Genomic DNA, 26,484 nt, shown 5'->3' with positions numbered 1-26,484 from the left:
GGGAAGAACCGTTTGAGTGGAGGCGGCGGAGTGACGCCGATATCGGGCGAAATAAGCCCGCAGGGCGCGTCCGATATCGGTGGCACGTAGCCGGTGAAGCGAAATAGGTTTGTACCGCGGAGAGGAACAAAAAACCTCAAAGCAGTGCCGCGAAGCGGCTCCCGGTCGCCGCAGGCGATGTGCGCGAAGCGCACCCCGCCCCGGGCGGAGAACCGGGGAGGGTGAGGGGCCGGCCCCTCACGGGCCGGCGACGACGGCCCTCCCCCACGACCGACCGCGACATGCTGACTTGTAAACATGCCTACAAGTCAGCATGTGCTGTGGATGGCTCGACCTTCCGGACCAGAGTTGCCGAACCGGGGCGACTCCCGATCACGGGGCCACCGCCGGATTGCGAGTGGCGGCCGGGAGGGCCGGACGGCCGCTCGGTTGGCGTGTAGGAAAGTTGACTTGATTACATGCTTACTTGTCATCGGCTTTGCGTCCCTCGTACTGCGCGAGGAGGAGTTGAAACGCTTCCGCGGCGAGCACCTGCACGGGGACCCCCTGCTCGGCCGCCAGGATCTTGACCGCTCGGATCGATTCCTGGGGGAGTCGGACGGAGAATACGGCGAGCTGGGTCGGCGGCACGAAAGTGCCTTCGCCCACCTGAGCCCTCTTCGGTCGAGCTGCGCGGCCCGCGGCCGCAAAGCGGTTCTCGCTCACTTGATGATCCCCTTCAACTCCGCGAGCACGTTTCGGTACTGGCCAGGATCGGTGATCGGCAGGCCGTACGCCATCGCGAGAGCCTGCGCCTGCGGAATCTCGCTCGTCAGGACGGGGACACCGAACGGTTCGAGAGCGTCGCGGATCTGTCCTGCGGCGACCGTGCGCTTGACCACTCGGGTGAGGAGAGTGAAGGCCGGCGCATCCGTGAGGGCCTGCACCTGCTCGATGAGGTTGACCGTCTCCGCGTACTGGGAGAAATCTCCGCTGGTGGGCTGGATCGGGATCAGGATCAGGTCAGCGGCTCGAGCTGCGGACGTGGTGATGCCCAGGTCGCCCGGGGGAGTGTCGATGAGGACGTTCTGGTGACTGCTGCTCAACCAGGGCTGCTTGTGGATTGTGTTGCGAGGCAGCCCGGTCGCGTCCCAGCCGAGGGTGTTGGCCCAGTCGAGCGCGCTGCCCTGCGGGTCGCCGTCGACAATGAGCACGCTCTCCCCGGTCTCGCGAAGCGCTGCTGCGAGATGGATGACGGTCGAGGTCTTGCCCGACCCGCCTTTCAGGTTCACTACCGCTGTAATCATGTTGACAAGTCTACCCGTCTGCATGCTGACATGTAAACATGCTGACGTGCTGACTTCGCGGATGCGTTGCTACTGGGGCCGTCGCTCGACGGCGGAGGCCCAGACCCACAGCCGGCGGCTGGCGTCGCGGTCCTGCCACTCGACCATGACGGCTCGGGCCGTCCAGGCGATGGCGAAGCCCTCGACGCGGACGGGAGTGCCGGGGTAGCGGACCCAGGCCCAGACGGGCAGGGGAGTGGCGGCCCAGGTGGGCCGCTGCCGGGTCTTGTCTAGCTCGTCGTCGGTCAAGCCGATGGGGTGGCCGCGGCCGGCCGTCTCCTCAATGCGTCGATCGATCTGCGCGCCGACGTGGCGCTCGTAGCGTCGATTCGTTCCCACGCCGCCAGTAGAACATATGTTCGAACGCTTGCGGTCGACGTCATGCGGCGGTCGAGGACCACCAGAGCGATCCGGGGGCGAGCATGCCGGTTCGTCCCCAGTGCAGCGCCTCGCGGTGGTCGCCGCGGCCGGCGGCGTCGCGGGGGTAGAGCGGCCAGACGCGCTCGCCCGCGGTGGTGTCCTCGAACAGAGGCCGGCTCGTGACGTGTCGGCGTCGAGGGCGTTCCCTGGGGGAGGAGGAGCGGTGGGTCAACTCGGCTTGCCACCAAGCCCACACTTCGCGCTCGACGTCGTAGCGGTGGGCTCGATCAATCAAGGCTCCGTCGACGCCGAGCGCGCGAGCTGCGGCGGTACGGCGATCGCGCTTCGCCTGAGCCCAGCCGGTGGTGTGCTTGACGATGAGCCGGTGCGTGCGGAGGCGGGAAAACGCGGTGGCGGCGGTGCGGGCGGTCACTCCCAGCAGCGTCGCGGCGGCGTCGACGGCGAGGGTCCCTTCGCGGCGCAGCAGCGCGTAGGCCTTTCCTGCCAGGTGTCCCAGGCCGGCACGGGTGAACAAGTCGTGCCGGGTGTCGGTGAGGTCGGCTTCGAGCATCGCGAGGAGCATGGTTCGTTCGGTGAAGAGCGGCCCGGGGGGGCGGGGGTTATTAGAGGTTGTGACCGGACATTGCAGAGGGGCTGTGGAAAAGTGCTCAGACAGTCGCCATTCGCTCGCGTTCGAGCCGTCCGCACGGACAACGAGCTGCACGTAGCCGTCCTCTCGCAGCGTCCGGAGCGCACTGGCCGCCGTGGTGCGGCCCAGGCCCGCCAGGAGGGCCAGGTCGCGAATGGACGCGGCGACGGTGCGCTTGCCGGTGTGCAGGGTGAGGTAGGCCAGGGCGGTGAGGATCGTCTTCTCCGACGTCGCCCGCTCGCTCCGACCCCACCGGCCCGGACTCACCCGGAACCGGTCCAGGAGAGCGCGGACGGCGCCGACGAGGCCCTCCAGCTCCACCAGGTCGCCCGGCTCACGCTCGGGCGGAAGGACGGCGTGCAGCGCCGCGTACTGAAGCGCCTTCTCCCACTGCCGCGCCAGGCGCTCCCCGGCCTCGTCGCGGGCACGAGGCCGGCGGTGGCCGCGGCCAGTGTTCTTCGTCCGGTAGTGCTCCATCCCGGGCGCGGTACGAGCGGCGTGCTCGACGTCGGTTAGGGACCAACCCGCGTGCGCAGCGGAGAGCAGGCACATGAACGCCGTCCACGAGGGATTCGCGCCGCCGCCCGCCGTGGCCATGTGAGCAGCGCCGGCAGCGCTCAGCGACCGGTGCGTTTGGTGCGCGGTGGGCGTGGGTACTGGGGGAGTGGCGTCGACGCGCAGCGGCGGCCGCGACGATTCCAGCGCGTTCGTCACAGCCTCGATCGCAGCGGCCGTGACGGTCGTGTCCAGCAGCTCCTCTACGCGGCCGCGGAGGACGCTCGAGAAACTGCCGTCGCGATGCGGGGACAGCGGCGGCCGGGCGGCGCCGGTGCGCGGGTTGCGGAGCATCCCGTGATCCAGGGTGCGGAAGTTCGCGCGAGCGGCGATCGCCAATCGGGCCACGAGCTCGGCCGGAGCGCCTTCCGCGAGAGCGACCCACAGGTGGCGGCCTCCGGTGCCGGAGGACTGGCAGACGATGTGGGCGACCTGGTGCGCGTCGAGGACGGCGGAGAGGGCGTCGCAGTCGTCTGCGGCCTGTTCCATGAGGTCGACGTCGACGCCGCGGGAGTCCTTGCCGTCGAAGTCGAAGCACAGCAGCCGGAACGCTCCGGCGTCATCGGTGAGGTAGATCGCCCACGGGGCGGTCGGAGCGACGGGGGAGACGGGGAACGCGGCCGGATAGGCGTTCTCGTCCAGGCGCCCGTAGGCGTCGGGGCGCATCGTGCGCACCGCGGCGCGAGGGCTCAGTCGGCGCGTCAGTGCCCAGGGCGCCGAGAAGGAGTCAACTTCGGCATTTTGGGCGTGCGCAGACACAGCAATGTGGCTTACGATGAGGTCACTTCTCCTCCCTCGGGGGGGATGGATGAGGCCCGGCCTGAGAAACCGGTCCTGATCAACTGCTTCACACCTGGTGCCCTGGTAAGCGATTGGTGTGAAGCGAGAGCTTCTAGGCCCGTCGCGTGAGCGGCGGGCCTAATGCGTTAAGTGGTGGTGATCGGCGGCTCCGATCGGGACGCGGTGACCCGCGGGAGCGCGCCGTACTTCGCGAGCAGCTCGCTGTAGAGCATGTCGACGTAGAGCGAGACGGTCACGCCGCTGGCGGCGGCAGCCTCGGAGACGGCATCACGATTGGTGGGCAGCACGCGGGCGTTGAGTTGCACCGCCGCCGCTCCATCGTTCCGTCGTCTTCTTCCCATGCGGCTCATCATGGTGTGAGTGCTAGCAGTATTCGGGGAGTGGTGCGGCGTGTCGAGTGTCATGGTCGTGGTCGCTGTCCCCTCTGCCTGCATCCAACGTGGGTGAGGCTGCGCGCTGATCTGCGGCACTCTCGACCTCTGACTAACGTAATCGATACTTCACCGTAGCCGTTAACACCCGTCATCCGACCGTAGGGCGGGCGATGCTGGCGATTGCGTTGGAGACGGCCGTCATGTGGCGGGCGCCGTCCGAAGCGACCGTGTTGGTGAGGTAGGCCACGACGAGCTGCGTGTCGGGGTCGGCCCAGGCGACGCACACGTTGGACCCGTTGTGTCCGAACGTTCGTGGGCTGGCTACCGATCCGAGCGGCGGGTAGAGGTTGGGGGTGCGACCGCCGAGCTGGAATCCGTGCGCCCAGAGGATCGGCGTGTGGGCGAAGCCGTCGACGTCGGCCTCGGTGGAGCTGGCGATCGTCGCCTGCGACAGGATCTTCGGCGAGACAACCTGCGTGCCATCGCGGCCGCGGCCATCGTTGAGCAGCATCTCGTAGAACCTGGCGACGTCGCGAGCGGTCGTGGAGATTCCGGCGCTCGGGATCACGGCCATGCGGACGGCGCGGCTGTTCAACGCTCCCGTGGCGAGAGGTACGGAGCTGCGGATGGGGACGCATCGGGAGAGGTCGTGTTCAGCGACGCCCAGCATGGTGTTGGTGGCGCCGAGCGGAGTGAGCAGCACGTCGTCCATGACGTCGCGGAGAGGACGCCCGGTCACTCGTTGGATCACCTCGCCCAGGATGAAGCCGTAGGTGAACACCTGGTACGAGGGAACGGCGCCCGGCACCGTCCTGAGCCGAGCGCTCTCGAGGTTTCGGATCGAGCTGCGCCAGTCGGTCATCGCCAGAGCATCCCCGATGAGCCCGCGCGAGGTCGAGAACCCCGCACGGTGGTGGAGAACCTGTCGGAGGGTGATCGATCCTTTCCCGTGACGAGCGAACTCCGGCCAGTAGTAAGACACTGCGGCGTCGATGTCGAGGAGCCCGTCTGCGGCCAACTGGTGCACGAGGATGCTCAGGTAGGGCTTGCTGACTGACCAGGACCAGAAGAGCCCATCGGGTCCGTGTCCCTGGGAGTGGTCGAGAAGAACGTCACCGCCCCTGAGGACGACGAGCTGCGCGGCCCCTCCTCGTTGACGAACGAGGTTGACGACGGGGGACAGTGACTGATCCACCCATACCCCCGGTTCTCGTGCCCGGAACTGGTCGAGGCCTGTTGAAAATAGCAGTGCTCTGTACGAGCGGCTACCGTGGTCAGCATGGCTGCGAGAACAGGTAACGGCGCGTCCGAGTACTCGATGCGCGTTCACGCGGCGATCAAGACGTTGATGGCCCGAGCCGGTCTTTCCAACGTCGACTTCGCGACGCGCACGGAAATGACGCTGACCTACTTCTACGCGCGGATGCGCGGCGACGCGATGTTCGACACGAACGATCTGGAGCGCTTCGCGCGGGTTCTGGGAGTCAAGGTCGCCACCATCTTCACGATGGCGGAGGAGTTCGGCGAGCCCACCGCGGACGTTGACGAGGTGGTCGTGCTCACGAACGGTGTCGAGTTCGCCCGACGCCTGAGCGTCCTCCTCCCGGCCGGCACGAGTGCGAGTGATGACATCGCGGGGATCCCGGCGTCGCGCCTGTCCGAGATGCTGCGCGCCACCGGACGATTCGGCGTGACTCAGGGCGAGCTCACTCGCCTCACCACCCACTTCCAGGTCCCGGAGGCGTTCTTGACGGAGCTGACGACCTCGGAGGACACCGCGATGATCGAAGCCGACCTCGAGCTGCGCCGAGCGCTCGCATCTAAGGGTGTCGAGTCGCTGGCGGCCCGGTCCCTCGGGGGAAACCTGTCCCCTGCTGCCATCCGAGGCATCGCCGCATCGATCCGCGAGCTACGCGAATAGTGGCTGTATCTGGGAGGGGGAACTGTGGACGATCCGTGGCTCGTAACTGAGCAAATTCGCCAGACCGCCGAACGCGCCTTCAAGGAAATCTTCACTGAGAATTATCCCGGTGAACTGTCGACCGAAGAAGCCATCATCCGTCGCGCTCAAGAAGTGCTTGGTGCCGATATAGAGGTGTATCAGGGCGGAGACGAGTCGTGGGAGAACTATCTCGCCCTGACTCTTACCGAGACAATCAGCGCGCTGATGCTTCCTGCCAAGTACATGATTCTCATCCGCAGCGATAAGAAGGCCTACTATCGGCTGTTCAACGTGTTCCACGAACTGGCTCACATCCTCTTGGGGCATCCTCCGAGTGAAGTCCAGCTCCCCCACGGTCTCAGCCTCGACAGCATGGGGCTGACGAGCGCAACGAACGCTGTGCGTCATGCCAAGCAGTTTGTTTTCGATGGCGACGATTCCTCTCGGACGCATCGGATCCGCGAGGGCGAAGCTGAAGAATTCGCGCGCCTCATGGTGGGGCTTGTCATGTACCCGCGATACCGGTCGGGTGAGAGGAAGTTCGGCTAAGTGAGTCCGATTGAGAGCTTCTTCTTCACCGCCTCCTTCCTCGCCGTCGCCGCCTACTTTGTGGGCTGGTTCATCGCCATCCTCGCCGGCCGACGACCGTTGACCCGCCCGTGGGTGGCAGCGGGCTTTGGATCGGTCGGGCTGCTCGCGCTGGGGGGCTTCCCCTGGCTGCCCCTCGATGAGGCGGACGGCCTGCTGGGAGGAACGAACGTCTACTACTGCGTGATGCTCGTCGCCGCCGGCACGGCGATGTGGCTTCTTGTGGAGGCCGTGATCGACGTCGGCCGAGTGCGCTTCCGGTCGGTCGTGCTGCTCGTGGCGTGGATCGCCGCGTACGTGGCCGCGTTCTTCGCGATCGACCGCCCGGCCACCTCGCCCAAGTTCTCGCATGAAGAGGTCGATCAGCTCCCGATGATTCTGTGCAGCGGAATCTACTTCCTCGGACTGATGGTGCTGTTCGTGCGGCTGATTGTGAGAGTCGCGAGGTTCCCTCGTCGCGCGTACTGGCCGTTTACTGTCGGCGGCGCGCTCATCATCGCGGGCGCCTCGGGCGAGCTGGCTGGAATGCTGGTAGCGCGATACGTGCCCGATTCGGCGGCGACGACGAATGTCCTCTATCTCGCCTTCACCCCGGGCTTCTTCGGCGGGATCCTGCTCTTCACCGCGGGCCTGTGCAGCTTCCCCGCTCGGCGTACGATTAGAGACGTCGCCGTCGACCTAAGTTCCCGAAAGCTCGTCACGATGCTGGCAGAGCGCGAAATCGCCGCCCCGCCCATCTCTTACGCGAGAGAAGGAACCGTGAGCGAGAAGAAGCTTGTGCGTCTGATGACGTTACAGGTGCGCGTCACCGATGCGGTGATGGTCGGTGCGATGAAATTGAGTAACAACGAGAACGGTGTCGTTCGTCGCGCAGAGCGACTGATCGACGGTGAATTGCTAGCAGCAGGTATGGGATGGAACGAATGAACAAGTTGATCGTTGGAGCAGCAGCAGCAGGCGGCGTCGCCGTGGCCGGCGCTATCGGCTCGATCTTCGCCGCTCGCCAGGTCGTGCTTCCCGTCGATCCGCCTCAGATCCCGATCCTGCGCCAGGACGGCAAGACGATGACGCTCGCCGTCGACGGCAAGACGATCGCTCCCGGCATCCTCGGGATCTTCCGCACCGATCGCACGGGTCACGCGACACTCAGCCGCCCGATTCACACCGACCCGGTGACCGGTGCGACCACCCGGCGCATCGAGTCGACCTGGGGCGCGAGCTTCGCTGGCGAGAAGGCCGTCATCTGCGAGGGCGACGTCTTCGCCGGACCGGAGGCGGTCGACCCCGACTTCGTGGAGGTCTTGGTCCCTGGTCCTCTGGGGGACTGCCCTGCCTGGCAGTTCGGGCCGGACGAGAACCCGGAGGGCACGTGGGCGATCCACGTGCACGGCATCCGCACCAAGCGGATCCATGCACTGCGCAGCGTGCCGGCGATGACCGCGCTCGGCTACACGTCTCTGGTCGTTTCCTTCCGCGGCGACGGAGACGGCCCCGCGGTGCCTCACAGCGCATCCATGCTGGGTCAGCGCGAGTGGGCCGACGTCGCCGCGGCGATCGACTACGCAGCCGCCCACGGCGCACGGAAGATCGTCCTCATTGGCTGGTCCCTCGGTGGCGGTGTGGCGCTGCTCGCAGCGGAGCGCACGAGTCGCCGCGACCTGCTCTCCGGCCTCGTGCTCGTCGGGCCGGCGCTGAACTGGAAGACGGCGATCGAGCAAGGCGCCGTCGAGATGGGATTGCCTCGTCAGGTCGCGATCCTCGGCCTCGTGGGCCTGCGCAGCAAGCTCGCGAGCCGTCTCGTAGGCCTTCCGGAGCCGGTGGACTTCGACGCGCTGGACTGGGTGCGCGAGCCGCGAGCCGCCGCCCTCGGATGCCCGATCCTCCTGTTCCACTCGGCTGGCGACACGACCTTGCCGATGGACGTCTCCCAGCGATTCGCGAAGCTGAACTCGCCGGCCGTGGAAGTGGTCGAGACCGCAGCGACCGCGCACAACACGGAGTACAACGTCGACCCGGAGGTCTTCGACTCGACCATCGCTCGGTGGATTTCCGAGCACCAGTAACGAAACCGCTAGCACTGACATAGTGTTAACGCCATGGAAGCCCTTCCTGGCGTCTCGCGAGCGGACCGTGCACTCACCGACGATGGCCGCGCCGCGGATCGACGGTGGTCGGCCGTTGTCCACTTCTTCCACCTGGGCAACAGCCACCCCGTCGACTGCGCGTGCCAGCGGTGCGTGGCAACTCGCGAGCCATCCATGGCCGATGAGGAGCTGGACGCGCGAACAGGGTTGGTGCGGCACTACCCGGTAGTGGAAATCGAGCAAGCCGCCGATGACGCGATCCTGCGGGCGGTGGCCCTGGAGACGTACTGGTTCGGCCGGGACGTCATCGCCGCCGGCTACGGGCTTCGCGCCGCGGAGCGGTTCGAGGACGTCGCGGTGACCTCTCCTGACGGGGATCAGTTCGCCGTCGAAGGATGGCTCGCGGGGGATGCCTTTGAGCTCCAGTTCGCGACAGGGCTACGGGCGATTGCAGACGAGAGCAAACTCCTGGCCCACCGATGCGTGGCGCTTCTTGAACGCATCCCAGCAGGAACAGGGAACGCCGCGTGCGTCAGATAGCCCGCGGTGGCTCCGCGAGGTCGATCTGGCCCTTCTGATACGCCCGGCTGACCTCGTGCAGGCGGTCGATCGCATCCCAGTCGACCTTGTACGTCACGGTCTTGCGGTGTCGAACACCGGGCGCGGGCCTTCCGACGATCGCACCAGCCTCCTCGAGGAGGTTGAGGTGGCCGAAGAGGGTCACCTTGTTCCGAGCCTCGGGAACCGCCTCGAGGATCTCCGACACCGTGGCCCCGTGAATGCGCGCCGTCTCCTGCGACAGGAAGTGCAGCACGCGATTGCCGATTTCACTGGTCGTGGCACGCATGTGCATCACCTCCCTGGACGGCGGAGGGATCGGGGACGACATGAGTTCCATTGTGGCGCACTGGCCGTTTCCCCTTCACGCACGGGAGCCCGGTCGGCTTGAACCAAGCCAACTCGTAAAGCTACCTAAGTTCACGTTACAGGAACTCAAAAAAACCTTATAGTGGTCGTAGCGCGCAACCGGGACGACCGGTTGCGGCACGAGCTGTAGGGGACACACATGGGGACGCCGAGTAAGGCAGCGCTGGTCGTAGCGTTCGCGCTCATTACCACCGGCTGCACCAGCTCGAGCACCGACGCCGCGTCACCCTCTACGGAGTCGACGGCTCCCGAGACACGTTCCGCTGAGGCATCGACTTCACCTGAGGCAGGGCCGACCGAGAGCACACCGCCGGCCTCCGCCGAACTCTCCGACGTGGAGCCGCAGCCGGAGCCGACGGTCGAGGGCGACACCGTGGCGATCGCGGTTGCAGCGACTACCGCCTTCTGCCGACCCGCCTTGGACTACGACACCTGGATCGCTGAGCTCTACCCATACCTGAGCCAGCAGGCAGCAGTCGCCTACGAGACCGTCGACCCCGCCAACGTGCCCTGCACGACCCTCACCGGCGCCGCGTCGGTGCGGGACGGGGACGGCGCATTCACGATGCGCATCCTGGTTCCCACGGATGCGGGGGAGTACTCCGTGTACGTCCACCGCACCGTCGAGACAGGTCCGTGGGCTGTCGAGCAGATCACCCCCCTGGCATCGGAGTAACCGGATGCAGAAGGGGGGACTGGGGGTGCTGGCGGCGGTCATGGTGCCCGTCGTCGCGATCGCGCTGCTGCTGTGGGTCCTGTTCTTCGGCGGCACGGCTGCCGCCGCGTGTCTGCCGGGCGGCGGACCGATCAACGTCTCCGCGATCCCCGCGGACGCGAAGGTCGGCGCCTACGGGCACGACCAGCTCGTCAACGCCGCACTGATCGCCAACGCCGGAGCGGCGAAGGGCCTGGGCGCTGACGGCCAGACGCTCGGCGTGCAGACGGCGATCGGGGAGTCCTCGCTGGTGAACATCAGCTACGGCGACGGCGCGATCAACCCGGACGGGTCGGTCGCTGACTCGATCGGCCTGTTCCAGCAGCAGTCGAGCTGGGGCACCGTCGAGCAACGAATGGACCCTACGACCTCGGCCGGCCTGTTCTTCGACCGCCTCGTGCAGGTCGAGGGGTGGCAGGCGATGGAGCCCTCCATCGCGATCAACAAGGTGCAGCGCAACGCCGACCCGAACCACTACACGAAGTACCGCTCCGACGCCGTGGCGATCATGACCTACCTCACCAGCCTCGGCAGCAGCACGAGCGCCCCGACGTCGACGGCACCGGTCGGCCTCCCGTCGACGCCGGTGGGCACGGCGCCCGCCACGGCCGCGCCGGTCGGCGGGTGCGTCGCCGTCTCGGGTGACGCGCAGGCCCTCGCCGCGAACCTCGTTGCCGCGATGGACGCCGGCAACCTGACGCTTCTCGAGGATCGGTACGCGCAGCAGATCCGCGACATGGCCGCGGGGACCGCCAAGGAGAACTGCGCGATCGATGTCCGCATTCTCCAGATCATCACGATCGCGCTGAACACGTTCGGGAAGGTCGGCGTCTCCGACCTCAACCGCCAATGCACCGGCTCGCTCCTGGGCGCCGGCACCGGGTCCTCGCACTGGATGGACGGCGGCGGCCACGCGGTCGACTTCTACTCCTTCGCCGGCACCGCCACGACGGGCTGCGACCCCAACGCTCTGCAACTCCTGACGGTCCTGGACCCGCAGGTGCCGATGGGCTCGCGCGCCGGCCAGATTCAGTGCCGCTCGACCACGTATCAGCACATCACGCAGTTCGGGGACACCCCGAACCACCTGCACTTCGACGTCGCCTACGCGGACGGCCCCCTCATCACCGGATAACCGGTCCTCTTCGGCGCCCCAACCGGCGGCACCGAACACCCCGCACCACCAACACGAAACGGAGCACACCATGTCTGCACTCGTCGCAGCAACCGAGTTCATCACGGCCGCCGGCAGCCTCGGCGCCGTCGTCCCCGACCCGGGCCCCGGTGGCATGCCCCCCGGATTCGAGTCCTTCACCGTCGTCATGGGCTGGGCCAAGTGGGTCGGCCTCGGCGTCGCCGTCGTCGGCCTGATCATCCTCGGCGTCACCATGACCGTCTCCGCCCGCCGCGGCGAAGGCGGAGAGATCGGCGGCTGGCTCGGCCGACTCCTCGTCGGCGTGATCATCGTGTCCGCCGCGTTCACGATCGTCGGGTTCCTAATGGGCGCGTAGCGTCCGGGGAATACCGACCGGCACCACCAACGAAAGGCATGACGTCATGAGCGACACGGAGTCTCGCAACCCGTTCACCAGTCGAGGATTCATCTTCGGAGCCATCATCTTCGGAGTCCTCGTCCTGGCGGCGATCCTCCTCGCGATCACGTCCCTGGGCGGTGGCGGCGGGCAGAACACACCCGCCGCCACCGCAACGCCGAACACCAGCTCCACACCGGACATCAACGCGGAGGCTGCAAGCGTCTGCGGGCTGGACGGCTACGAGACGACGGGCGACCTCACGTCCGCTCCTGACACGGAGTGGACCATCGTCGGCACGATGGCCGCCCCGGGCTCCGCCGATATCGGGCCTGGAACCACCGACGAGAACGGTCTCCGCCGGTGCTACGCGCACACCGTGGAAGGCGCCCTCTTCGCTACGGCGAACATCTGGGCGATGGGCACCAACGGAAGTCTGGGCGACTCCATCACGGACAAGCTCGCCGTCCCCGGGCCTGGCCGTGACGCGGCTATGGCCCAGGCGGCCACCACCACCGGCAACGGACTCAGCGGTCAGATCACTGGGTTCAAGACGCTGGCATACAGCGGCGACGCCGCGACGATCGACATCGCATTCACGCTGAACACGGGGGCACTAATGAGTATCGCCACAGAGCTGCGCTGGTCGGAGGGCGACTGGAAGGTCCAGCTCTCCGATGATGGCCAGGGCGCCTATCGACCGGTCACCTTGCAGAGCCTCGGTGGCTACGTCCCGTGGGCAGGAATCCGATGACGACAGTGGCGCCGGATGCGCCCTGCCCGTTCTGGGACTTCGGATGCCAGGCGGGTGTGGTCGCCGGTGAGGTCGTCTCTCAGGCGACGAACGATGCTTTGCAGGAGTTCGTCAACAACATCTTCGAGGGCTACGGCAAGGCGATCGCCACGCTCGGGACCCTCTGGGTCAACGTCCCGTCGCCGGTGACGGTCGTAGACCGCGGCGGCGGAGTGAACGGCGGCGGCACGCCGCCCCTCCCGGAGGCGTTCGAGACGATCCTCGGCTACGTGACGTGGGTGTCCGCGGGCATCGCGATCATGTCCCTGATCTTCGCCGGAGTGATGATGGCCTCCCGTCGCCGCCACGGCGACGGCGAGGCCCACTTCGGCCGCGTCGGCGTCATCATCTTCGCCGTCCTGCTGCTCTCCTCCGCCTCGGCGCTCGTGACCGGGTTCCTGCCGTTGGCGATGCACCTGAACGAGTCCTCCTCGGTCGTCGGCTGGGTGCAGGGACAGTTGCAGTGGTACACCGGCGGTCTCGCAGTCCTCTCCGTCCTCGTCGCGGCGGGCCGGATGGCGTGGACGCAGCGCGCGGCTCCGTTGAAGGAGCTGATGGGCTCCGTCCTGACGCTGATCGCCGTCGCCGGCGCGGGACTCGTCGTGATCCGCCTCGCCACACAGGCGGGCGATGCGTTCTCGGTGTGGATCCTCAACAACTCCACCGACTGTGACGTCACCAACGGTGAGAGCAACTGCTTCGGCACGAACATCACCGCGATGATCGGCCTGACCCTCACTTCACCGATCGGCCTGATCGGGCTGTTCTTCCTCGGCATGCTCGCCGTGGTCATGACCTACGTCCAGATCGCGCTGATGGTGTTCCGCGGCGCGATGCTCGTCGTTCTCGCCGGCATCTTCCCGGTCGCTGCGTCGTTCACGAACACCGAAATCGGTCGGCAGTGGTTCAAGAAGGCGATGGCCTGGACCATCGCGTTCATCCTCTACAAGCCTGCCGCGGCGATCGTCTACGCGATCGCGTTCCGGATGGTCGGCACCGACCTGTTCAAGTCGGACGGCACGGGTCTGTTCCAGATCATGACCGGGCTCGCGCTGATGCTCATCGCGCTCGTGGCCCTGCCCGCGCTGATGCGATTCCTCGTCCCGGCCGTTTCCTCGGTCGGCGGCGGCGGAAGCGCGGGCCTGCTCCTCGGCGCGGCAGCGATCGGCGGCGCGGGTGACATCGCAACGGGTGCGATCCGCGCCAGCAACAACGGAGGCGGCGGAGGCGGCGGAGGCGGCAGCTCTTCCACGGACGGCCCGACCGGCAGCAAGGCCTCTCCTGGCTCTCCTGCGTCATCGCCGGCAGCGGACCCGTCCGGGTCAGCCGCGACCAGCGGAGCCGGCGCGGGAAGCGCCACGACGAGCGGCGCGGGTGCCGCAGCGGGCGGCGGCGCGGCAGCAGGCGGCGGCGCGGCAGCAGGCGGCGCAGCAGCAGCGGCCGGCCCGATCGGCGCCGGTATCGCCGTCGCGACGAAGGCCGCCGAAGGCGCCAAGCACGCCGCGGAAGCCGTGAAGTCGGCCACTAATGACGCAACCGGCAGCAACGAGAACGGGAGCTAACCCATGAGCAGCACCGCAACCGCGACCGATCCGGTCAAGGCCCGCACCTACGGCAACTGGCGAAAGCCGCAGACCGCCGGCCTCGGCGGGCTCGGGCAGGTCGCCACCCTCGTGATGTTCGTCGGCATCTTGTCCTCGATCGTCGCGTCCATGTTCGCCGGCCTCGGGCCGGCTCTGATCGTCGCTGCCGTCTTCGGCGGCATCCTCCTGACCGTCTCGGTCAAGGACAAGCACGGGCAATCAGCCCTGGGAAGGATGGTGGTCCGCGTGAACTGGTGGCGTACCAAGAGCAAGGGAGCGAACATCTACCGCTCCGGCCCGATCGGCCGCGCGAAGTGGGGGACCTTCCAGCTCCCCGGCCTCGCGGCGGCGTCGCAGCTGACGGAGCACGAGGACTCTCACGGGCGCCGGTTCGCGCTGATCAGCACTCCGATGACGAAGCACTTCACCGTGGTTCTCGCGACGGAGCCGGACGGCGCCGCGCTGGTGGACCAGGAGCAGATCAACAATCAGGTCGCGGAGTACGGCATCTGGCTCGCGAACCTCGGAGACGAGCCCGGCATCGAGGCCGCCTCGGTCACCGTCGAGACGGCCCCTGACACGGGCACGCGCCTGCGCGGTGAGGTCGAGGGATCGATGGACCCCGACGCTCCGCTCTTTGCTCGAGCGATGCTGGCGGAGGTCGTGGAGAGCTACCCGGTTGGCTCTGCGACGATCCGGGCGTATATCGCGCTCACGTTCACGGCGACCGCGCGGATCAACGGGAAGCGCCGCAACGCGAAGGAGGTCGCCACCGACCTCTCCTCGCGCATCCCCGGGCTCACGTCCTCCCTCGCGGCGACCGGTGCCGGCGCCGCTCGACCGCTGAACGCTCAGGAACTGTGCGAGGTCATCCGCACCGCCTACGACCCCGACGCGGCGGTCCTCATCGACCAGGCCCGCGCAGCGGGCGAGGTGGCTGACCTGTCGTGGACCGACGTCGGCCCCGCCGCGGCGGAGGCGCACTGGGACTCCTACCGGCACGACGGAGCGGTGTCGACGTCGTGGACGATGACCGCTCCGCCCCGCGGCGTCGTGCAGGCCGGCATCCTCGCCCGCCTGCTCGCCCCGCACCGGGACATCGCCCGCAAGCGCGTGACGCTGCTCTACCGCCCCATCGACCCCGCCCGCGCTGCGGCGCTGGTGGAGGCGGACCTGAACGCTGCGCAGTTCAACAGCTCCGCGTCCACCAAGCCGACCGCTCGGTCGACGCTCTCGACCCGTTCGGCGCAGGCGACGGCGGCGGAGGAGGCCTCCGGTGCGGGGCTGATGAACTTCGGGCTGATCGTGACGGCCACGACGATGGACCGCACGCAGGAGCCGGAAGCGCGCGCCGCGATCGACTCCCTCACCTCAGCGGCCCGTCTGCGGATGCGGCCGGCGTTCGGGTCGCAGGACTCGGCTTTCGCCGCTGCCCTGCCGCTCGGGCTGGTCCTGCCGCGGCACCTGCGCATCCCCAACGAGATTCGGGAAGCCCTGTGACGGACACCGCCACCACCAGGACGGCACTGGACACACGTCCGGTGCCGTTCCGGCTTAACCGTCAGCCCTCGCCCGTCTTTGCCGTCGTTCCGTCCCCTCTTGGAGGCCCCCAGTGAGCATCACCACCAAGCTCTTCTCCCGCCACCGCGACACCGAGCCCGTCGACGTCCCCGCCCCCGTCGACAGGGACGAGCTGCCCACCGGCGCCGCCGACGTCGACCAGAACGAGGAAGCCGTCGACGTCGACGCCCTCGACTCGGCCGTGCCCACGGGCGCGGTCGGCGCCCCATCGACGGGCGCTGCGGCAGCGGCGACGACTGACAGCCGGGCCGTGTCCCGGCGGGCTCGGAAGGCGCAAGAGGAGAGCGCCGCGGCTCGCGCTGCGGCATCGCCGCTCGCCCGCGAGAAGCCCTCCAAGCGGTCCCGGAAGAAGCGGGCCATTCCGCACGAGGGCGGGAAGCAGAAGAGCGAGAAGGAGCCGACGCCCAAGCGCCCGATGCGGCCGACGTCGACAGGATGGCTCGGCCGCGGCGGCGGACAGGCCATCTCGATCCAGCCCGCCGATGAGTTCCGCGCGACGACCGTGCAGGTCTGCGGGCTCTACCCATTTTCGGTCGGCACCGGAACGCCCATGATCGGCGTTCCCCTCGGGAAGAACCTCGCCACGGGCGCGTCGGTCCTGTGCGATCCGATTTCGTGGTTCCAGCGGGCGCAGCTCATCTCCAACCCGTCGATGTTCGTCCTCGGCAAGCCGGGACTGGGGAAGTCCTCGCTCACCCGCCGCATGGCCACGGGGCTCGCCGGCTACGGCACCCTCCCGCTGGTCCTCGGTGACTTGAAGCCCGACTACGTGGACCTGATTCGCGCGATGGACGGGCAGGTCATCACCCTCGGCCGCGGCCGCGGGTACTTGAACATCCTCGACCCCGGCGAGGCGACCACCGCGGCAGCTCGACTCCGCGCCGACGCCGACCAGGCGCTCGAGCGGGCCGTCGAACTCGACGCCCGCGGGGAGGACTCGAAGGAGCTGCGCAAGCACGCCGTGAAGTCGCAGCGCCTCGCAGCTCAGGTGCTCGCGGATGCTCACGGCCGCCGGCACACGATGATCGCAGCGCTGCTGACGATCCTCCGCTCCGAGCCGCCGAGTGACCGGGAGGAAACGATCATCGACCGGGCGTTGAAGTACCTGGACGAGACGCACGAGGGCATTCCCGTGCTCGCAGACCTCCTGGCGGTGATTCAGGCGGCGCCGGACGAGATTCGTCAGGTCGCCCTCGACCGGGGCGAACTGAAGCGGTACAAGGAAATCACCGAGAACCTCGAAGCCTCCCTCATCGGTCTGACGACAGGTGGCCGGCTGGGCGAGATCTTCTCTCGCCAGACGACCACTCCGATGCGGCGGGACCGGCCGGTGGTCTATGACGTGTCCTCGATCGATGACTCTGAGGGCGATCTGCAGGCCAGCATCCTCCTCGCCTGCTGGTCCGCCGGATTCGGAACCGTCAACGTCGCCTCCGCCCTCGCGGAAGCAGGCCTGGAGCCCCGTCGGCACTACTTCGTGATCCTCGATGAGCTGTGGCGGGCGCTGCGCGCGGGCAAGGGCATGGTCGATCGCGTTGACGCGCTCACCCGCCTCAACCGTGCCCGCGGTGTGGGCCTGGCGATGATCAGTCACACGATGAGCGACCTCCTCGCGCTCTCGACCGACGAGGACCGGATGAAGGCCAAGGGCTTCGTGGAGCGCTCGGGCATGGTCATCTGCGGCGGCCTCCCCGGCGCTGAGATGCCATTGCTGACCTCGGCGGTGCCCATGTCGAACGCGGAACAGTCGATGCTCACGAGCTGGCAGGACCCGCCCGCCTGGGACCCGGTATCCGGACACGAGTCCGAGCCTCCCGGGCGCGGCCGGTTCCTGATCAAGGTGGGTGGCCGGCCCGGCATCCCAATCCGGGTGCAGCTCACCGCGGCCGAGCTGGACGTCAACGACACCAACAAGCTCTGGCACACCACCTCCCGCGCCGGTCGGGCGAACGAGCCGCTGGCGACCGATCCGGTCGTGGTGGAGATCCTGCCGTGAACCTCTGGCTGGGCTTCGTCGGGGTCGTGATCTTCGGCCTCGGCAGCATGTGTCACGTCGTGGTGCAGGGCACCGACGTGTGGACGCGCCGCGCGTTGACCCGGCCGCATGCGCTCTCGATCGTCGGCTGGCTGCTCACCGCAGCCGGCGCGACGGTCGTCGCCGTCGTGATGATTCCGGCTCTGCCATGAGCTGCGCGTCGACCGTCGTCTACGACGGCTACCTCTGGGGCTGCGCGATGACGACGATGCTGCCGCACACGGACCACATGACGGACCTGCCCGTCGAGTACGTCGACAACGGCCAGGCCGTCCTCACCTGGGGCACGAGCTGCGAGGCGGCGGCGGCCGATGCGACGCCGCGCTACGACGGGCCGATCTACGAGCGGTGCGAGCCTCGCCGGTTCCTGCCTGCATCCGCTCCGCTGCTCGAGCAGGCGACGTCGTGATCGCCGCCCACACCCGGACCGCGCTGCTACGGGGTCCGCTCGGCCAGGCCGGCGCGATCGTCGCACTACTGGCTGCCGCTGCCCTCGTGGCCACGGCCGCCACTCTCGCGTTTACCGCGACGGTGCAGCAAGCGATCCCCGCACACACCACTCTCACCAGCCCAGCACCGACCGAAGGAGCCACACCATGAGCAGGATGACCAGCAACCGCCGCCGGGAGCCGGGGAAGGCGGGCAACGAGACCGCGATTCTCGCGCTGTCGTTGACCGCGATAGGTGCCATCGTCGGCTTCGCGGTGTCGATGAAGCTGGGCTCGGACATGGACGGCATCAACCCCGGGATGACCGGCGACCCGTTCGCGATGATCGAGGGGCTGCGCAAGGGCACGTACACGTGGCCGACCTCGGGAACGACGGTCGCGATCGCTGTCGCGGTCGTTGTCGTCCTGGTCGGGGTGTGGGTGCTGTGGATGCGGTCGATGATGGCGCGGGGCGGGTCGCGCGCGGATCACGCCGCCCGGCACATGGCGTCCGTGAAGGAGATGGAGGGGTCGCAGCTGAAAGCAGCGACCGCGACGTCCGCGCGCCTGGGCGTGCAGGGCAACCCGGGAGTGCCGACCGGGGCGATGGTGCTCAACAGCAAGAAGACGCTGTACGCCTCGTTCGAGGACATGATGATCCTCATTGCCGGCCCTCGCGTGGGTAAGTCGACCTCTCTCGTGATCCCGGCGCTGGCCGCCGCTCCCGGAGCGGTGGTCACCACCTCGAACAAGCGCGACGTGCTCGATGCGACGCGGGACCTGCGCGCGCAGGTCGGGGACGTGTGGGTCTTCGACCCGCAGAAGGTCGCGCTAGAGGAGCCCACCTGGTGGTGGAACCCGCTGACGTACGTCACCGACGACACCAAGGCCGCGAAGCTCGCGCAGCACTTCGCCTCCTCCGTGACCGCCGCGGGCGCGAAAACGGATGCGTACTTCGAAGGGAAGGCGCAGAACCTTCTCGCGGCGATGTTCCTCGCCGCGGCGATGCAGGATCGGCCGATCACGGATGTGTACGACTGGCTGACGAACGTGGCCCGGACGGAGGCGTTGGAGTACCTGGAGGACGCCGGCTACCCGCGTCAGGCGGAGGCGATCCGGTCGGTGCAGCGCGGGTCCGAGAAGGCCCGCGACGGCATCTACTCCTCCGCGGAGCGGATGGCCGCGTGCTTGAACAACACGAACATCGAGCCGTGGGTGAACCCTCGACCCATCGCCCCCGGCACGGACTCCGCCGGTCCGGCCGCGGCCGGCGACCATGTGCAGGAGGCGACCGCGCATGCTGTCGATGGCGCATCCGTCGACGGGGGCGGGACGGCGACGGCGGTCCGGCCTGCGCCGGTCGATCCGCGCCGACAGTTCAACCCGCACGAGTTCGTGAAGGGCCACGGCACCCTGTACTCCCTCTCGAAGGAAGGCGCCGGCAACGCGACCGCACTCGTCACCGCGCTGACCGCGGCGACGATCGAGGCGGCGGAGGAGCTGGCAACCGCCTCACCCGGTGGTCGGTTGAAGACGCCGCTGCTGGGGCTGCTGGATGAGGCCGCGAACGTGTGCCGCTGGTCGGACCTGCCCGACCTCTACAGCCACTTCGGTTCTCGAGGAATCCCGATCATGTCGGTCTATCAGTCCTGGTCGCAGGGAGTGGCCGTGTACGGGCAGGACGGCATGAAGAAGCTGTGGTCCGCGTCGAACACGAAACTGTACGCAGGCGGCGTCTCCGACCCGGAATTCCTCGGCATGCTCTCCGACCTGATCGGCACCTTCGACCGGGAGACGACCTCGGTCAGCATGAACAAGGGCGTCCGCTCCACCACGACGTCGTTGAAGCGAGACAAGATCCTGGAAGTGCAGGAGCTCGCGGACCTCCCCCGCGGCCGCGCGGTGATGTTCTCCTCCGGTAACCGTGCCGTGATGCTGAAAACGGTCCCCTGGTTCAAGGGGCCGAAAGCGACCGTCGAGGCCATCAAGGCGTCGATCGCCGCGCACCAGCCAGGCCAGGAGAAGAACTAGCGATGAGCGACGGCCTCGATTTCAGCGATGAGGACGACCCGTCCGAGCCCGAGAAAGCTCAGGCGCCCGAGCCGGAGTTGTTCTACAAGAGCACGGATGAGTTCGTGCGGAACCATCTGATCTTCACCTACCGGCGCACCGTGGGCCGGCCGGGCCGCTCGGACTTCCGATGGAGGGGCGATTGGTGGCGCAGTGAGGAAGCGATCAGCCGCCTGGAGGCACTGTGGCGCTCGTGGGAGAACGCGCGGCAGGACCCGGTGCAGATGAACGACTGGTGGATCAACCAGTGCGATCGGCAGATGAGCATCCTCATGTCCACCACAGGTCCGTTCGCGGAATCGCAGGACACGAACAAGCCCGGCGATCCGCTCCCCTACACGCCGCCGCCGCCAGGCTTCTTCCCGCCTGTGACGCGCTGAGGTAACGCGACAGGACACACGAAAGGGCCGGCCCGCTCACTGCGGACCGGCCCTTTCGTGTGTGCGGTGTCAGCGGGAACGGTCGCCGCGCTCCGGCGTGCGCCCACCACCCGGCGTGCCGCGACCGCGGCCGCGAGACGGGGTGCTCTTCGCGAGCACGGCTTCGTGGGCCGGTCGGGCCTGGTCGACGTCGGCGCGCATCCGCACCGCAATCTCCTCCGGTGTCGCCTTCCCCTCCATGCTCTTCGCGAACGCCTCGCGCCGCTCCGAGCTGTCGTACTGCACGCCCGACTCTGCGCGTGCAGCGTCCGCGGCCGGCTCGGACGGCGAAGCCGACGACGAGTCAGTAGCCGGGCCGTCCTGGTGGAGCTGCGCCTGCGCTCGAGCGTCAGCCGCGAGCCCCAGCAGTTCCTCCGGCGTGCGGCCCTCGTCGCCGCCACGGGCCGCTGCGGCCTCGTACGCGAGCGCCTGCGCCTCCAACCCGCTCGCGACGTCCTGGCCGCTCTCAGGGCCATCCTGCGCGCGCGTGTCGGCGGCGCGGTCCAGCCGGTCCGCTTCCGCGACGAGCTGCACGGCCTCCGTGCGCTCCTCGCCGGCGCGGGCACGTTCGTCCGCGATGAGGGAGGACACGTCGACGCCGTAGCGCTCCTGTACCTCCCGGCCAATGGTCTCCATCGCCGCCGCCGCGCGCGGATCGAATCCGCGCCACGACTCGGCCGTCTCCGCCACCCGCGCGACGTCCTCGACACTCGCGTCCTGCCACCACTCGGGCCGGTTCACCACGTCGACCTGAGACATGGCCACGGCCCGCTCCGCCTCGAACCGCGCAGACAGCTCCCGCGCCGCGTCGGTGTCGCGGCGCTCCGCGTCGCGCGCCAGATCGTCGCGCAACCGAGCCATCTTGTCGGCCAGCTGCATGGCAACCGTCAGTGCCGTCCGCATGGCCGTGTCCATGTCCTCGTGCACGCCTCCGTCGGCGTCGTTGTGGTCACTCATCCGCTTACCCTCCCTCGGTCTTGATGATGTTCGGACGCCCGCCGGTCAGCGGTCGCGTCCGTCGTCCCGGCCCCGCTGCGGACCAAACGTCGGCGCGGGCTGTTCCACCCGCGGTGTCTCTGTCGGGCGCTGTCGCGGGAGCGGTGAGCCGTCCGCCCAGCCGCGATTCGCGGCGGCGACGCGCTGCACTCGCAACTCCTCCGCCGTCAGCTCGCGGTGCGGCTGCACGGCCTGATCCCGTGACGGGCCGGCGGCGGCGATCGCGGGCATGCGGTCGCGGACGACCGTCAGCCGGTGCTCCATCATCGACCGCACTTCTCGTGCCCGCCGTGCGTCCCCGACTGCCTTGTGCATGGAGTACAGGCTGCGACTCAGCGTCACCAGCTCACGGAAGATCAACGCCTCCGCGGCGGTCGCCTTACCGCTGCGACTGACCTGCATAAGCACCATCGCCTGCCCGGCCAACGACCGCGACGACGACGGCCGCGGCGTCGACTCGTGAGCGCGCAGATGCGCCGACTTCGCCAACGCTCGCGATGCGTCCGCGAGCGGCCCGGGTGTTGCCTCCAACCGGTGCGACCAGGCCGCGAACGCGCCCGACGCCTCCCGCGCTGCATGCGCCCACTGAGCCCGATCGGACGGCGAAATGCCCTTTACTCGCTCGTTCAACGCCGCGAGCTCGCGCGCGTAATCCGTCCACACCTCCGGCGTCACGTCGCGCGTCTCGCGGCCCGGTGCGACCGGCTCGTAGCGCCACGGATTCTTGGCCGTCGCCTGCCACTCCTGCACGGCCGCGGTCGCCGTCTGAGGGCTGTCGGGCCACTGCTTGCGTAGCTCCGGCAGCGTCAGGTCACGGGCGAGCTTCCCGCCGCCGTGCCACACCACCGGCTGATTCTTCTCCGGCCGCAACGCGACGGAATAGCCGGCGACAACATCGTCCCGGCCGGCCGCGTAGCGGGGTCGGATCAGCACGCCCGCCTGGCGCATCCGGCGCACGAACTCGCCCTCATCCACCGACGCCGCGGCGGAGGATCGCACGGCCCGCTCCAAACGGTGCGCGTCGACCTCGACCGCACCGCGGCGCTGCGCGACCTCGCGCGCTGCGGGCTGGATACCGCGCTCCCCCAGCTCACGCTCCGGCTCGTGCAGTCGCTCCAAGCCGTACTCGCGCTCCAACTCCCGGCACACCGTCTGCGACAGCTTCTTGTCCCGCGGGATGTGCGCCTTGGTGCCGTCCTCGCGCACCACGGACACGGCGATGTGGATGTGGTCGTTCCCGTTCGCGGAGAGCCCGTGACGCACAGCCACCCACTGGCAATTCGCCTTCCCTGACGACGGCCCGGAGAAGCCCATCCGATCCACGAAGTCGGTCGCGATCCGGCCCCACTGCTCGTCGGTGAGCTGGCCCTCTTCGGCCCGTAGCGACAGCGAGCAATGCCACACGTCAGACTTCACCCGTTCGGTGCCGGTCTGCTCCCCCGTCTCCCGGTCGAACACCTTCACCTGACGAGTGACGTCGACGCCGAAGAAGTCGCGGTTGTGTGTCAGTTTCCGCGCAATCTCTCGCGCCTCCGCACGATCCAGAACCGATTCGCCGTGCATCGCCATGATCGCCGGGTCCCCCGCGATCAAGTGCTGCTCGGTGTGCTCGTTGGTACGGCCCGGGCCGGCGAGGTACTGCACCAGGCCGCCCATGTCCCCGCCGTACGTGACGTTGGGGATCACTTGCCCTCCAACCGATCCAGCGCCGCATACACGCGAGGCACCAGCAGCTTGTACTCCGCCGCCAACCGCTCCGCCTCTACCGGGAACTGACCCTCAGTGTTCGCGAACCGCGCGAGCTGGTTCATGTTGTTCGAGATGAATCCCATCAGCGTTCGGATCTGCGCCAGCTCCGAGCCGACCGCCCGCCACTCCGTGTTCGTGCGTCGCTCCGCATCGGTCGCGGCCTCGAACATCAACCGCGGGACCGTGACCTGCATCACCTCGGCCCGAGCACGCAACGCTGCATCCTCGGCCGGCGACACCCGCACCTTGTACGTCTTCTCGCGGCGCTGCTCCGCCGGCACGTTCGCCCGGCGCTTGCGACCGAACAGGCGACCCTCGTTCGTCATCCCGTCCTCCGTCCCTTGGCCCAGCGCAGCGAACCCGCCTCCCGGCGGGGACCACACGTCCAGTGTGCACCCCGGCCCAGCGCAGCGCCAGGCCGGAAAACAGGTTAGGGGACCTAACCGGCCAGCTTGCTCCCCAAATCGTTCCTGACAGGCGTCGACACCGAAGGTGTTCCGCTGATCGATCCGGCGAGCCGGATCGGGGATGGCAGTCGCTCCGCGACTCGATTAACCTGACGGCATGGCAGACAAGAGAATCGACCCCGACACCGCAGCCGCCTCCGCACGCGAACTGCTCGAGCGATCCGTCGAAGAACGGGTCGCAGCAGTGCGCGTCCTCGTCGCGGCGACCAACGACGTCGACACCGCGGACCAGGCAGCGAAGGACGCCCGCGACGCGCACAGCAAGGCGTGGGACGCTGCCCTCGCCTCCGGATGGAGCGACAAGGAACTGCGCGCCACCGGAGCCCGCGCCCCTGGCACGATCGGCGCCGCTCCCCGCGCCCGACGCTCCACCCGACGCCCGGCAGAGGAAACGCCGGCCCCTGCCCCGGAGCACAGCGAATGATGCACGACGAGACCCGCGCCGTCGCCCAAGCTCTCGTCAGCTATGCGCAGGACCGACACGGCATCGGACGCGGAGCCGTCGAATCGAAGCAGGCATTCGACGCCGCGACCGCCGTCCTTCGCGAAAACGACGACCGCAACAAGCCGGGCCATTCCAACCCCGCGGCAGACTACGAAGTCGTACTCCTCGCATCCGCCAGCGCACTCGATTACCTGGCCATCGCGCTCGGGGAAGCGACCGGACAGACGCGCACAGAGGTCTACACCGACCTCCGCGAGTTCATCGCCCAACTCCCGACGCCTGACGCGCACTGAGAGGGCAGCTCGCGTTCCGGCCGTCCATCCGACGCGGCACTCTGGCCTCCGGTTCGAGACCGTCAAGAGCGCTCCGCGTCCCCTCCGGGGATGACCCTCCGGGCCACACTTGACGGCCTCGAACCTCCGGCCGGCGCTCTGCTTATCGGATGGATGGCCTCAGAGAATAGACACCAGCAGCAGTGCACCCGAAACGATCGGAAGCAGCATGACGAGCGCACACCCGGACGACGAGCTGCGCGCCTGGGCGGCCGGCGACAAGGGACGCGAGGCAGCAACCGAACTACTCATCCGCACCGGCCTCGCGAACGCTGACGAGCCGTGGATTCTGCACGACTCCGGGTGGGGTGTCTACGCCGTCGACTACGACCGCGCCCTCCACGGACGCACCGGCCTCACCAGCGCCGACCTCGCGATCCTCACCCTCGCCGCCGCCCTCGCAGAAGGCACCCACATCTCCATCCGCCACGTCACCCAACAGCTCGACTACGAGCACGCGCGACACGCTCTCACCGCGATCGCGCACGCCGCCGGCTACCACCAGCCCACCCGCACGATCGACAACACGGGACCCATGCCCCGCATCGCCCAACGTCCGCCGCTGATCGCCTGGGACGACGAACCGGACTGACCCGCAGACGTCGAACTGGGGGATCTGTACCGCCCCCGACCTCGCGAGTACCGTGACGGTGCGTGACGTCCCCCTCGTCGCGACGGAGGCCCCCGCTGAGCGTTCACGCTCGCGGGGGCCTCTTCACTTACGCCGCCGCCTCGTCGCGCGTCTCAGTGAGCGACAGGGCGAGCGATCCGTCGCCCTTCGCCTTCGCTCGATCGAGCGCCCGGTAGACCGTCGCGCGGCCCACGCCGTACTGCTCGGCCAGCTCCGCAACCGTGTGCTCACCGGTCCGGTACTCCGCCACCATGAGCTGCTCGAACTTCGCCGACAGCTTCGGCTTGCGACCCTTCAACCGACCCTTGGCCTTCGCGACCGCCATACCCTCGCGCGTGCGCGACCGGATCATCTCGGCCTCGAACTCAGCGACCATCGCGAGCATGTTGAACAACAGCCGGCCCACCGGATCGGTCGGGTCGTGCACCGCTCCCCCGATGCTCAGACTCACGCCTCGCTTCGTGAGCTCCGCCACCAGGTCGCGCGCATCCGGCAGCGACCGCGCGAGCCGGTCGAGCTTGGTGACCAACAGGGTCGAACCCTCATCGCACGCCGCCATCGCCTCGCGCAGCGCCGGGCGATCCCGGTTCGAGCCGGAGCGGCCGGCGTCGACGTAGATGCGGTCCAGCGGGACCCCGGCGGCGTGCAGCGCGTCGCGCTGCGCCGTCGCGTCCTGCTTGTCCGTCGACACCCTCGCGTACCCAACCAGCTTCGCCATGACGAAAGTGTCTCAGTAGCTACCCCGTCACCGGAATCAATTCCGGACGGGTCTATCGAGACGTTGACCGCGACAACCCTCTCGGCTGATTTTCAGTGTCCGCACTCCTCTGCACGAGCGCGCTGCGCCGCGCGATTGCGCGGAAGTGTCAGGTCCCAAGGTCCTCTGCACAAGTCGTCAAGGTCCTCTGCACAACGGTTGGAGTCTCGACGTCGGCCGGCGCTGCGCGAGTGTCCGGATAGCGACCGGCTATCGGACACGTGGCGACGACACTTCGATCAGGTTGAGACCACACTGGGTGAGTGGTCTTGCTGCTTCTCGCCTCGCTCCCCGAAGACCCGAACACCTCGACGCTTGACCCGACGCTGCAAGCGTTGCTGGCGAT

General features: G+C 68.3%; 30 protein-coding genes. 19 read left to right on the top strand and 11 right to left on the bottom strand.

Annotation, left to right across the window (positions count from 1 at the left end):
• Nucleotides 1-462: 462 nt before the first annotated feature.
• The 6 genes from IOC53_RS13695 to IOC53_RS13670 all read right to left on the bottom strand — a co-directional run bounded on the left by IOC53_RS13695 (nt 463) and on the right by IOC53_RS13670 (nt 5,259).
• Entirely contained in the window at nt 463-705 is a 243-nt protein-coding gene (locus tag IOC53_RS13695; protein ID WP_146078847.1) for a ribbon-helix-helix domain-containing protein, read from the bottom strand.
• Complete coding sequence (locus tag IOC53_RS13690; protein ID WP_207406524.1) at nt 702-1,310, bottom strand: AAA family ATPase; 609 nt, start codon at nt 1,308-1,310, stop codon at nt 702-704. Before IOC53_RS13690 ends, IOC53_RS13695 begins: the two co-directional genes overlap by 4 nt.
• 45 nt (nt 1,311-1,355) lie before the next feature.
• Nucleotides 1,356-1,664, bottom strand: coding sequence for a hypothetical protein (locus IOC53_RS13685; RefSeq protein ID WP_104256214.1), 309 nt, complete (start codon nt 1,662-1,664; stop codon nt 1,356-1,358).
• 40 nt (nt 1,665-1,704) lie between these two features.
• Nucleotides 1,705-3,648 carry a hypothetical protein gene (locus IOC53_RS13680; RefSeq protein ID WP_207406523.1) on the bottom strand — a complete coding sequence of 648 codons (1,944 nt, stop codon included), beginning with the start codon at nt 3,646-3,648 and terminating at the stop codon, nt 1,705-1,707.
• Between the two features lie 167 nt (nt 3,649-3,815).
• On the bottom strand, nt 3,816-3,995 hold the full coding sequence (locus IOC53_RS13675; RefSeq protein ID WP_104224217.1) for a hypothetical protein: 180 nt from the start codon (nt 3,993-3,995) through the stop codon (nt 3,816-3,818).
• Nucleotides 3,996-4,212: 217 nt separating this feature from the next.
• Nucleotides 4,213-5,259: a serine hydrolase domain-containing protein gene (locus tag IOC53_RS13670; RefSeq protein WP_307786201.1), complete on the bottom strand. Its 1,047-nt coding sequence runs from the start codon at nt 5,257-5,259 to the stop codon at nt 4,213-4,215.
• An 84-nt stretch (nt 5,260-5,343) separates the two neighbouring features.
• Between IOC53_RS13670 and IOC53_RS13665 the strand changes: the two genes are divergently transcribed.
• From IOC53_RS13665 to IOC53_RS13645, 5 genes are read left to right on the top strand one after another with little or no spacing between them, the layout of a single operon-like run.
• Nucleotides 5,344-5,985 carry a helix-turn-helix transcriptional regulator gene (locus IOC53_RS13665; protein ID WP_207406519.1) on the top strand — a complete coding sequence of 214 codons (642 nt, stop codon included), beginning with the start codon at nt 5,344-5,346 and terminating at the stop codon, nt 5,983-5,985.
• A gap of 24 nt (nt 5,986-6,009) precedes the next feature.
• Nucleotides 6,010-6,555 (top strand): ImmA/IrrE family metallo-endopeptidase, encoded by a 546-nt coding sequence (locus IOC53_RS19510; protein WP_207406517.1) that lies wholly within the window; start codon nt 6,010-6,012, stop codon nt 6,553-6,555.
• Nucleotides 6,556-7,521, top strand: a complete 966-nt coding sequence (locus tag IOC53_RS13655) for a hypothetical protein (RefSeq protein WP_207406515.1) — start codon at nt 6,556-6,558, stop codon at nt 7,519-7,521.
• A complete protein-coding gene (locus IOC53_RS13650; protein WP_207406514.1) occupies nt 7,518-8,657 on the top strand; it encodes a S9 family peptidase in 1,140 nt (379 codons plus the stop codon). The genes IOC53_RS13655 and IOC53_RS13650 overlap by 4 nt, the downstream gene beginning before the upstream one ends.
• A 33-nt stretch (nt 8,658-8,690) precedes the next feature.
• Nucleotides 8,691-9,218, top strand: coding sequence for a hypothetical protein (locus IOC53_RS13645; protein WP_207406513.1), 528 nt, complete (start codon nt 8,691-8,693; stop codon nt 9,216-9,218).
• Here the strand turns inward: IOC53_RS13645 and IOC53_RS13640 are convergent.
• Nucleotides 9,211-9,525: a hypothetical protein gene (locus IOC53_RS13640; protein ID WP_207406512.1), complete on the bottom strand. Its 315-nt coding sequence runs from the start codon at nt 9,523-9,525 to the stop codon at nt 9,211-9,213. The two genes, IOC53_RS13645 and IOC53_RS13640, sit on opposite strands and share 8 nt — an antisense overlap.
• Before the next feature lie 219 nt (nt 9,526-9,744).
• On the opposite strand from IOC53_RS13640, the gene IOC53_RS13635 reads away from it, so the two are divergent.
• From IOC53_RS13635 to IOC53_RS13585, 11 genes are all read left to right on the top strand, one after another.
• Nucleotides 9,745-10,281 carry a hypothetical protein gene (locus IOC53_RS13635; protein ID WP_207406511.1) on the top strand — a complete coding sequence of 179 codons (537 nt, stop codon included), beginning with the start codon at nt 9,745-9,747 and terminating at the stop codon, nt 10,279-10,281.
• Nucleotides 10,282-10,285: 4 nt separating this feature from the next.
• A complete protein-coding gene (locus IOC53_RS13630; protein ID WP_207406510.1) occupies nt 10,286-11,455 on the top strand; it encodes a hypothetical protein in 1,170 nt (389 codons plus the stop codon).
• 70 nt (nt 11,456-11,525) lie between these two features.
• Nucleotides 11,526-11,831 carry a hypothetical protein gene (locus tag IOC53_RS13625; RefSeq protein ID WP_207406509.1) on the top strand — a complete coding sequence of 102 codons (306 nt, stop codon included), beginning with the start codon at nt 11,526-11,528 and terminating at the stop codon, nt 11,829-11,831.
• Between the two features lie 46 nt (nt 11,832-11,877).
• Nucleotides 11,878-12,606, top strand: a complete 729-nt coding sequence (locus IOC53_RS13620; RefSeq protein ID WP_207406507.1) for a hypothetical protein — start codon at nt 11,878-11,880, stop codon at nt 12,604-12,606.
• The gene (locus IOC53_RS13615; RefSeq protein ID WP_207406505.1) at nt 12,603-14,207 is read left to right on the top strand and encodes a hypothetical protein; all 1,605 of its coding nucleotides are present in this window, start codon (nt 12,603-12,605) and stop codon (nt 14,205-14,207) included. The genes IOC53_RS13620 and IOC53_RS13615 overlap by 4 nt, the downstream gene beginning before the upstream one ends.
• Before the next feature lie 3 nt (nt 14,208-14,210).
• Nucleotides 14,211-15,728: an SCO6880 family protein gene (locus tag IOC53_RS13610; protein WP_207406503.1), complete on the top strand. Its 1,518-nt coding sequence runs from the start codon at nt 14,211-14,213 to the stop codon at nt 15,726-15,728.
• A 112-nt stretch (nt 15,729-15,840) separates the two neighbouring features.
• The gene (locus IOC53_RS13605) at nt 15,841-17,805 is read left to right on the top strand and encodes an ATP/GTP-binding protein (RefSeq protein ID WP_307786200.1); all 1,965 of its coding nucleotides are present in this window, start codon (nt 15,841-15,843) and stop codon (nt 17,803-17,805) included.
• Complete coding sequence (locus tag IOC53_RS13600; RefSeq protein ID WP_207406501.1) at nt 17,802-17,996, top strand: hypothetical protein; 195 nt, start codon at nt 17,802-17,804, stop codon at nt 17,994-17,996. Before IOC53_RS13605 ends, IOC53_RS13600 begins: the two co-directional genes overlap by 4 nt.
• Entirely contained in the window at nt 17,993-18,253 is a 261-nt protein-coding gene (locus IOC53_RS13595) for a hypothetical protein (RefSeq protein WP_207406499.1), read from the top strand. Before IOC53_RS13600 ends, IOC53_RS13595 begins: the two co-directional genes overlap by 4 nt.
• A gap of 187 nt (nt 18,254-18,440) precedes the next feature.
• A complete protein-coding gene (locus IOC53_RS18980) occupies nt 18,441-20,303 on the top strand; it encodes a type IV secretory system conjugative DNA transfer family protein (protein WP_242683331.1) in 1,863 nt (620 codons plus the stop codon).
• A 2-nt stretch (nt 20,304-20,305) separates the two neighbouring features.
• Nucleotides 20,306-20,722: a DUF4913 domain-containing protein gene (locus IOC53_RS13585; RefSeq protein ID WP_207406497.1), complete on the top strand. Its 417-nt coding sequence runs from the start codon at nt 20,306-20,308 to the stop codon at nt 20,720-20,722.
• A gap of 69 nt (nt 20,723-20,791) precedes the next feature.
• On the opposite strand, the gene IOC53_RS13580 is transcribed toward IOC53_RS13585, so the two are convergent.
• Genes IOC53_RS13580 through IOC53_RS13570 form a run of 3 tightly spaced genes read right to left on the bottom strand, consistent with a single transcriptional unit; the run spans nt 20,792 to nt 23,832 of the window.
• The gene (locus IOC53_RS13580) at nt 20,792-21,718 is read right to left on the bottom strand and encodes a hypothetical protein (RefSeq protein ID WP_207406495.1); all 927 of its coding nucleotides are present in this window, start codon (nt 21,716-21,718) and stop codon (nt 20,792-20,794) included.
• A 45-nt stretch (nt 21,719-21,763) separates the two neighbouring features.
• Nucleotides 21,764-23,443 carry a relaxase/mobilization nuclease domain-containing protein gene (locus IOC53_RS13575; protein WP_207406494.1) on the bottom strand — a complete coding sequence of 560 codons (1,680 nt, stop codon included), beginning with the start codon at nt 23,441-23,443 and terminating at the stop codon, nt 21,764-21,766.
• Nucleotides 23,440-23,832 carry a plasmid mobilization relaxosome protein MobC gene (locus IOC53_RS13570; protein ID WP_207406493.1) on the bottom strand — a complete coding sequence of 131 codons (393 nt, stop codon included), beginning with the start codon at nt 23,830-23,832 and terminating at the stop codon, nt 23,440-23,442. Before IOC53_RS13570 ends, IOC53_RS13575 begins: the two co-directional genes overlap by 4 nt.
• A gap of 238 nt (nt 23,833-24,070) precedes the next feature.
• On the opposite strand from IOC53_RS13570, the gene IOC53_RS13565 reads away from it, so the two are divergent.
• From IOC53_RS13565 to IOC53_RS13555, 3 genes are all read left to right on the top strand, one after another.
• Nucleotides 24,071-24,397, top strand: coding sequence for a hypothetical protein (locus IOC53_RS13565; protein ID WP_207406492.1), 327 nt, complete (start codon nt 24,071-24,073; stop codon nt 24,395-24,397).
• A complete protein-coding gene (locus tag IOC53_RS13560) occupies nt 24,397-24,711 on the top strand; it encodes a hypothetical protein (protein WP_207406491.1) in 315 nt (104 codons plus the stop codon). Before IOC53_RS13565 ends, IOC53_RS13560 begins: the two co-directional genes overlap by 1 nt.
• 208 nt (nt 24,712-24,919) lie before the next feature.
• Complete coding sequence (locus IOC53_RS13555) at nt 24,920-25,342, top strand: hypothetical protein (protein WP_207406490.1); 423 nt, start codon at nt 24,920-24,922, stop codon at nt 25,340-25,342.
• A 127-nt stretch (nt 25,343-25,469) separates the two neighbouring features.
• Here the strand turns inward: IOC53_RS13555 and IOC53_RS13550 are convergent, their stop codons facing one another.
• Nucleotides 25,470-26,099: a recombinase family protein gene (locus IOC53_RS13550; RefSeq protein ID WP_207406489.1), complete on the bottom strand. Its 630-nt coding sequence runs from the start codon at nt 26,097-26,099 to the stop codon at nt 25,470-25,472.
• Between the last annotated feature and the right edge of the window lie 385 nt (nt 26,100-26,484).

The sequence above is a fragment of the Rathayibacter sp. SD072 genome (genome assembly GCF_017355185.1).
GTDB lineage: Bacteria > Actinomycetota > Actinomycetes > Actinomycetales > Microbacteriaceae > Rathayibacter.
The sequence above is the reverse complement of the archived record's forward strand: the minus strand, read 5'-3'. Positions and strand labels throughout refer to the sequence as shown.

Excerpts from the sequence above, each read along its gene's own strand:
- IOC53_RS13635 (WP_207406511.1), top strand. The coding sequence starts at position 9,745 with ATGGGGACGCCGAGTAAGGCAGCGCTGGTCGTAGCGTTCGCGCTCATT.
- IOC53_RS13620 (WP_207406507.1), top strand. The coding sequence starts at position 11,878 with ATGAGCGACACGGAGTCTCGCAACCCGTTCACCAGTCGAGGATTCATC.
- IOC53_RS13570 (WP_207406493.1), bottom strand. The coding sequence starts at position 23,832 with ATGACGAACGAGGGTCGCCTGTTCGGTCGCAAGCGCCGGGCGAACGTG.
- IOC53_RS13650 (WP_207406514.1), top strand. The coding sequence starts at position 7,518 with ATGAACAAGTTGATCGTTGGAGCAGCAGCAGCAGGCGGCGTCGCCGTG.
- IOC53_RS13580 (WP_207406495.1), bottom strand. The coding sequence starts at position 21,718 with ATGAGTGACCACAACGACGCCGACGGAGGCGTGCACGAGGACATGGAC.
- IOC53_RS13585 (WP_207406497.1), top strand. The coding sequence starts at position 20,306 with ATGAGCGACGGCCTCGATTTCAGCGATGAGGACGACCCGTCCGAGCCC.
- IOC53_RS13645 (WP_207406513.1), top strand. The coding sequence starts at position 8,691 with ATGGAAGCCCTTCCTGGCGTCTCGCGAGCGGACCGTGCACTCACCGAC.
- IOC53_RS13615 (WP_207406505.1), top strand. The coding sequence starts at position 12,603 with ATGACGACAGTGGCGCCGGATGCGCCCTGCCCGTTCTGGGACTTCGGA.
- IOC53_RS13630 (WP_207406510.1), top strand. The coding sequence starts at position 10,286 with ATGCAGAAGGGGGGACTGGGGGTGCTGGCGGCGGTCATGGTGCCCGTC.
- IOC53_RS13595 (WP_207406499.1), top strand. The coding sequence starts at position 17,993 with ATGAGCTGCGCGTCGACCGTCGTCTACGACGGCTACCTCTGGGGCTGC.
- IOC53_RS13640 (WP_207406512.1), bottom strand. The coding sequence starts at position 9,525 with ATGCGTGCCACGACCAGTGAAATCGGCAATCGCGTGCTGCACTTCCTG.
- IOC53_RS13555 (WP_207406490.1), top strand. The coding sequence starts at position 24,920 with ATGACGAGCGCACACCCGGACGACGAGCTGCGCGCCTGGGCGGCCGGC.
- IOC53_RS13610 (WP_207406503.1), top strand. The coding sequence starts at position 14,211 with ATGAGCAGCACCGCAACCGCGACCGATCCGGTCAAGGCCCGCACCTAC.
- IOC53_RS13665 (WP_207406519.1), top strand. The coding sequence starts at position 5,344 with ATGGCTGCGAGAACAGGTAACGGCGCGTCCGAGTACTCGATGCGCGTT.
- IOC53_RS13550 (WP_207406489.1), bottom strand. The coding sequence starts at position 26,099 with ATGGCGAAGCTGGTTGGGTACGCGAGGGTGTCGACGGACAAGCAGGAC.
- IOC53_RS18980 (WP_242683331.1), top strand. The coding sequence starts at position 18,441 with ATGAGCAGGATGACCAGCAACCGCCGCCGGGAGCCGGGGAAGGCGGGC.
- IOC53_RS13565 (WP_207406492.1), top strand. The coding sequence starts at position 24,071 with ATGGCAGACAAGAGAATCGACCCCGACACCGCAGCCGCCTCCGCACGC.
- IOC53_RS13560 (WP_207406491.1), top strand. The coding sequence starts at position 24,397 with ATGCACGACGAGACCCGCGCCGTCGCCCAAGCTCTCGTCAGCTATGCG.
- IOC53_RS13690 (WP_207406524.1), bottom strand. The coding sequence starts at position 1,310 with ATGCAGACGGGTAGACTTGTCAACATGATTACAGCGGTAGTGAACCTG.
- IOC53_RS13625 (WP_207406509.1), top strand. The coding sequence starts at position 11,526 with ATGTCTGCACTCGTCGCAGCAACCGAGTTCATCACGGCCGCCGGCAGC.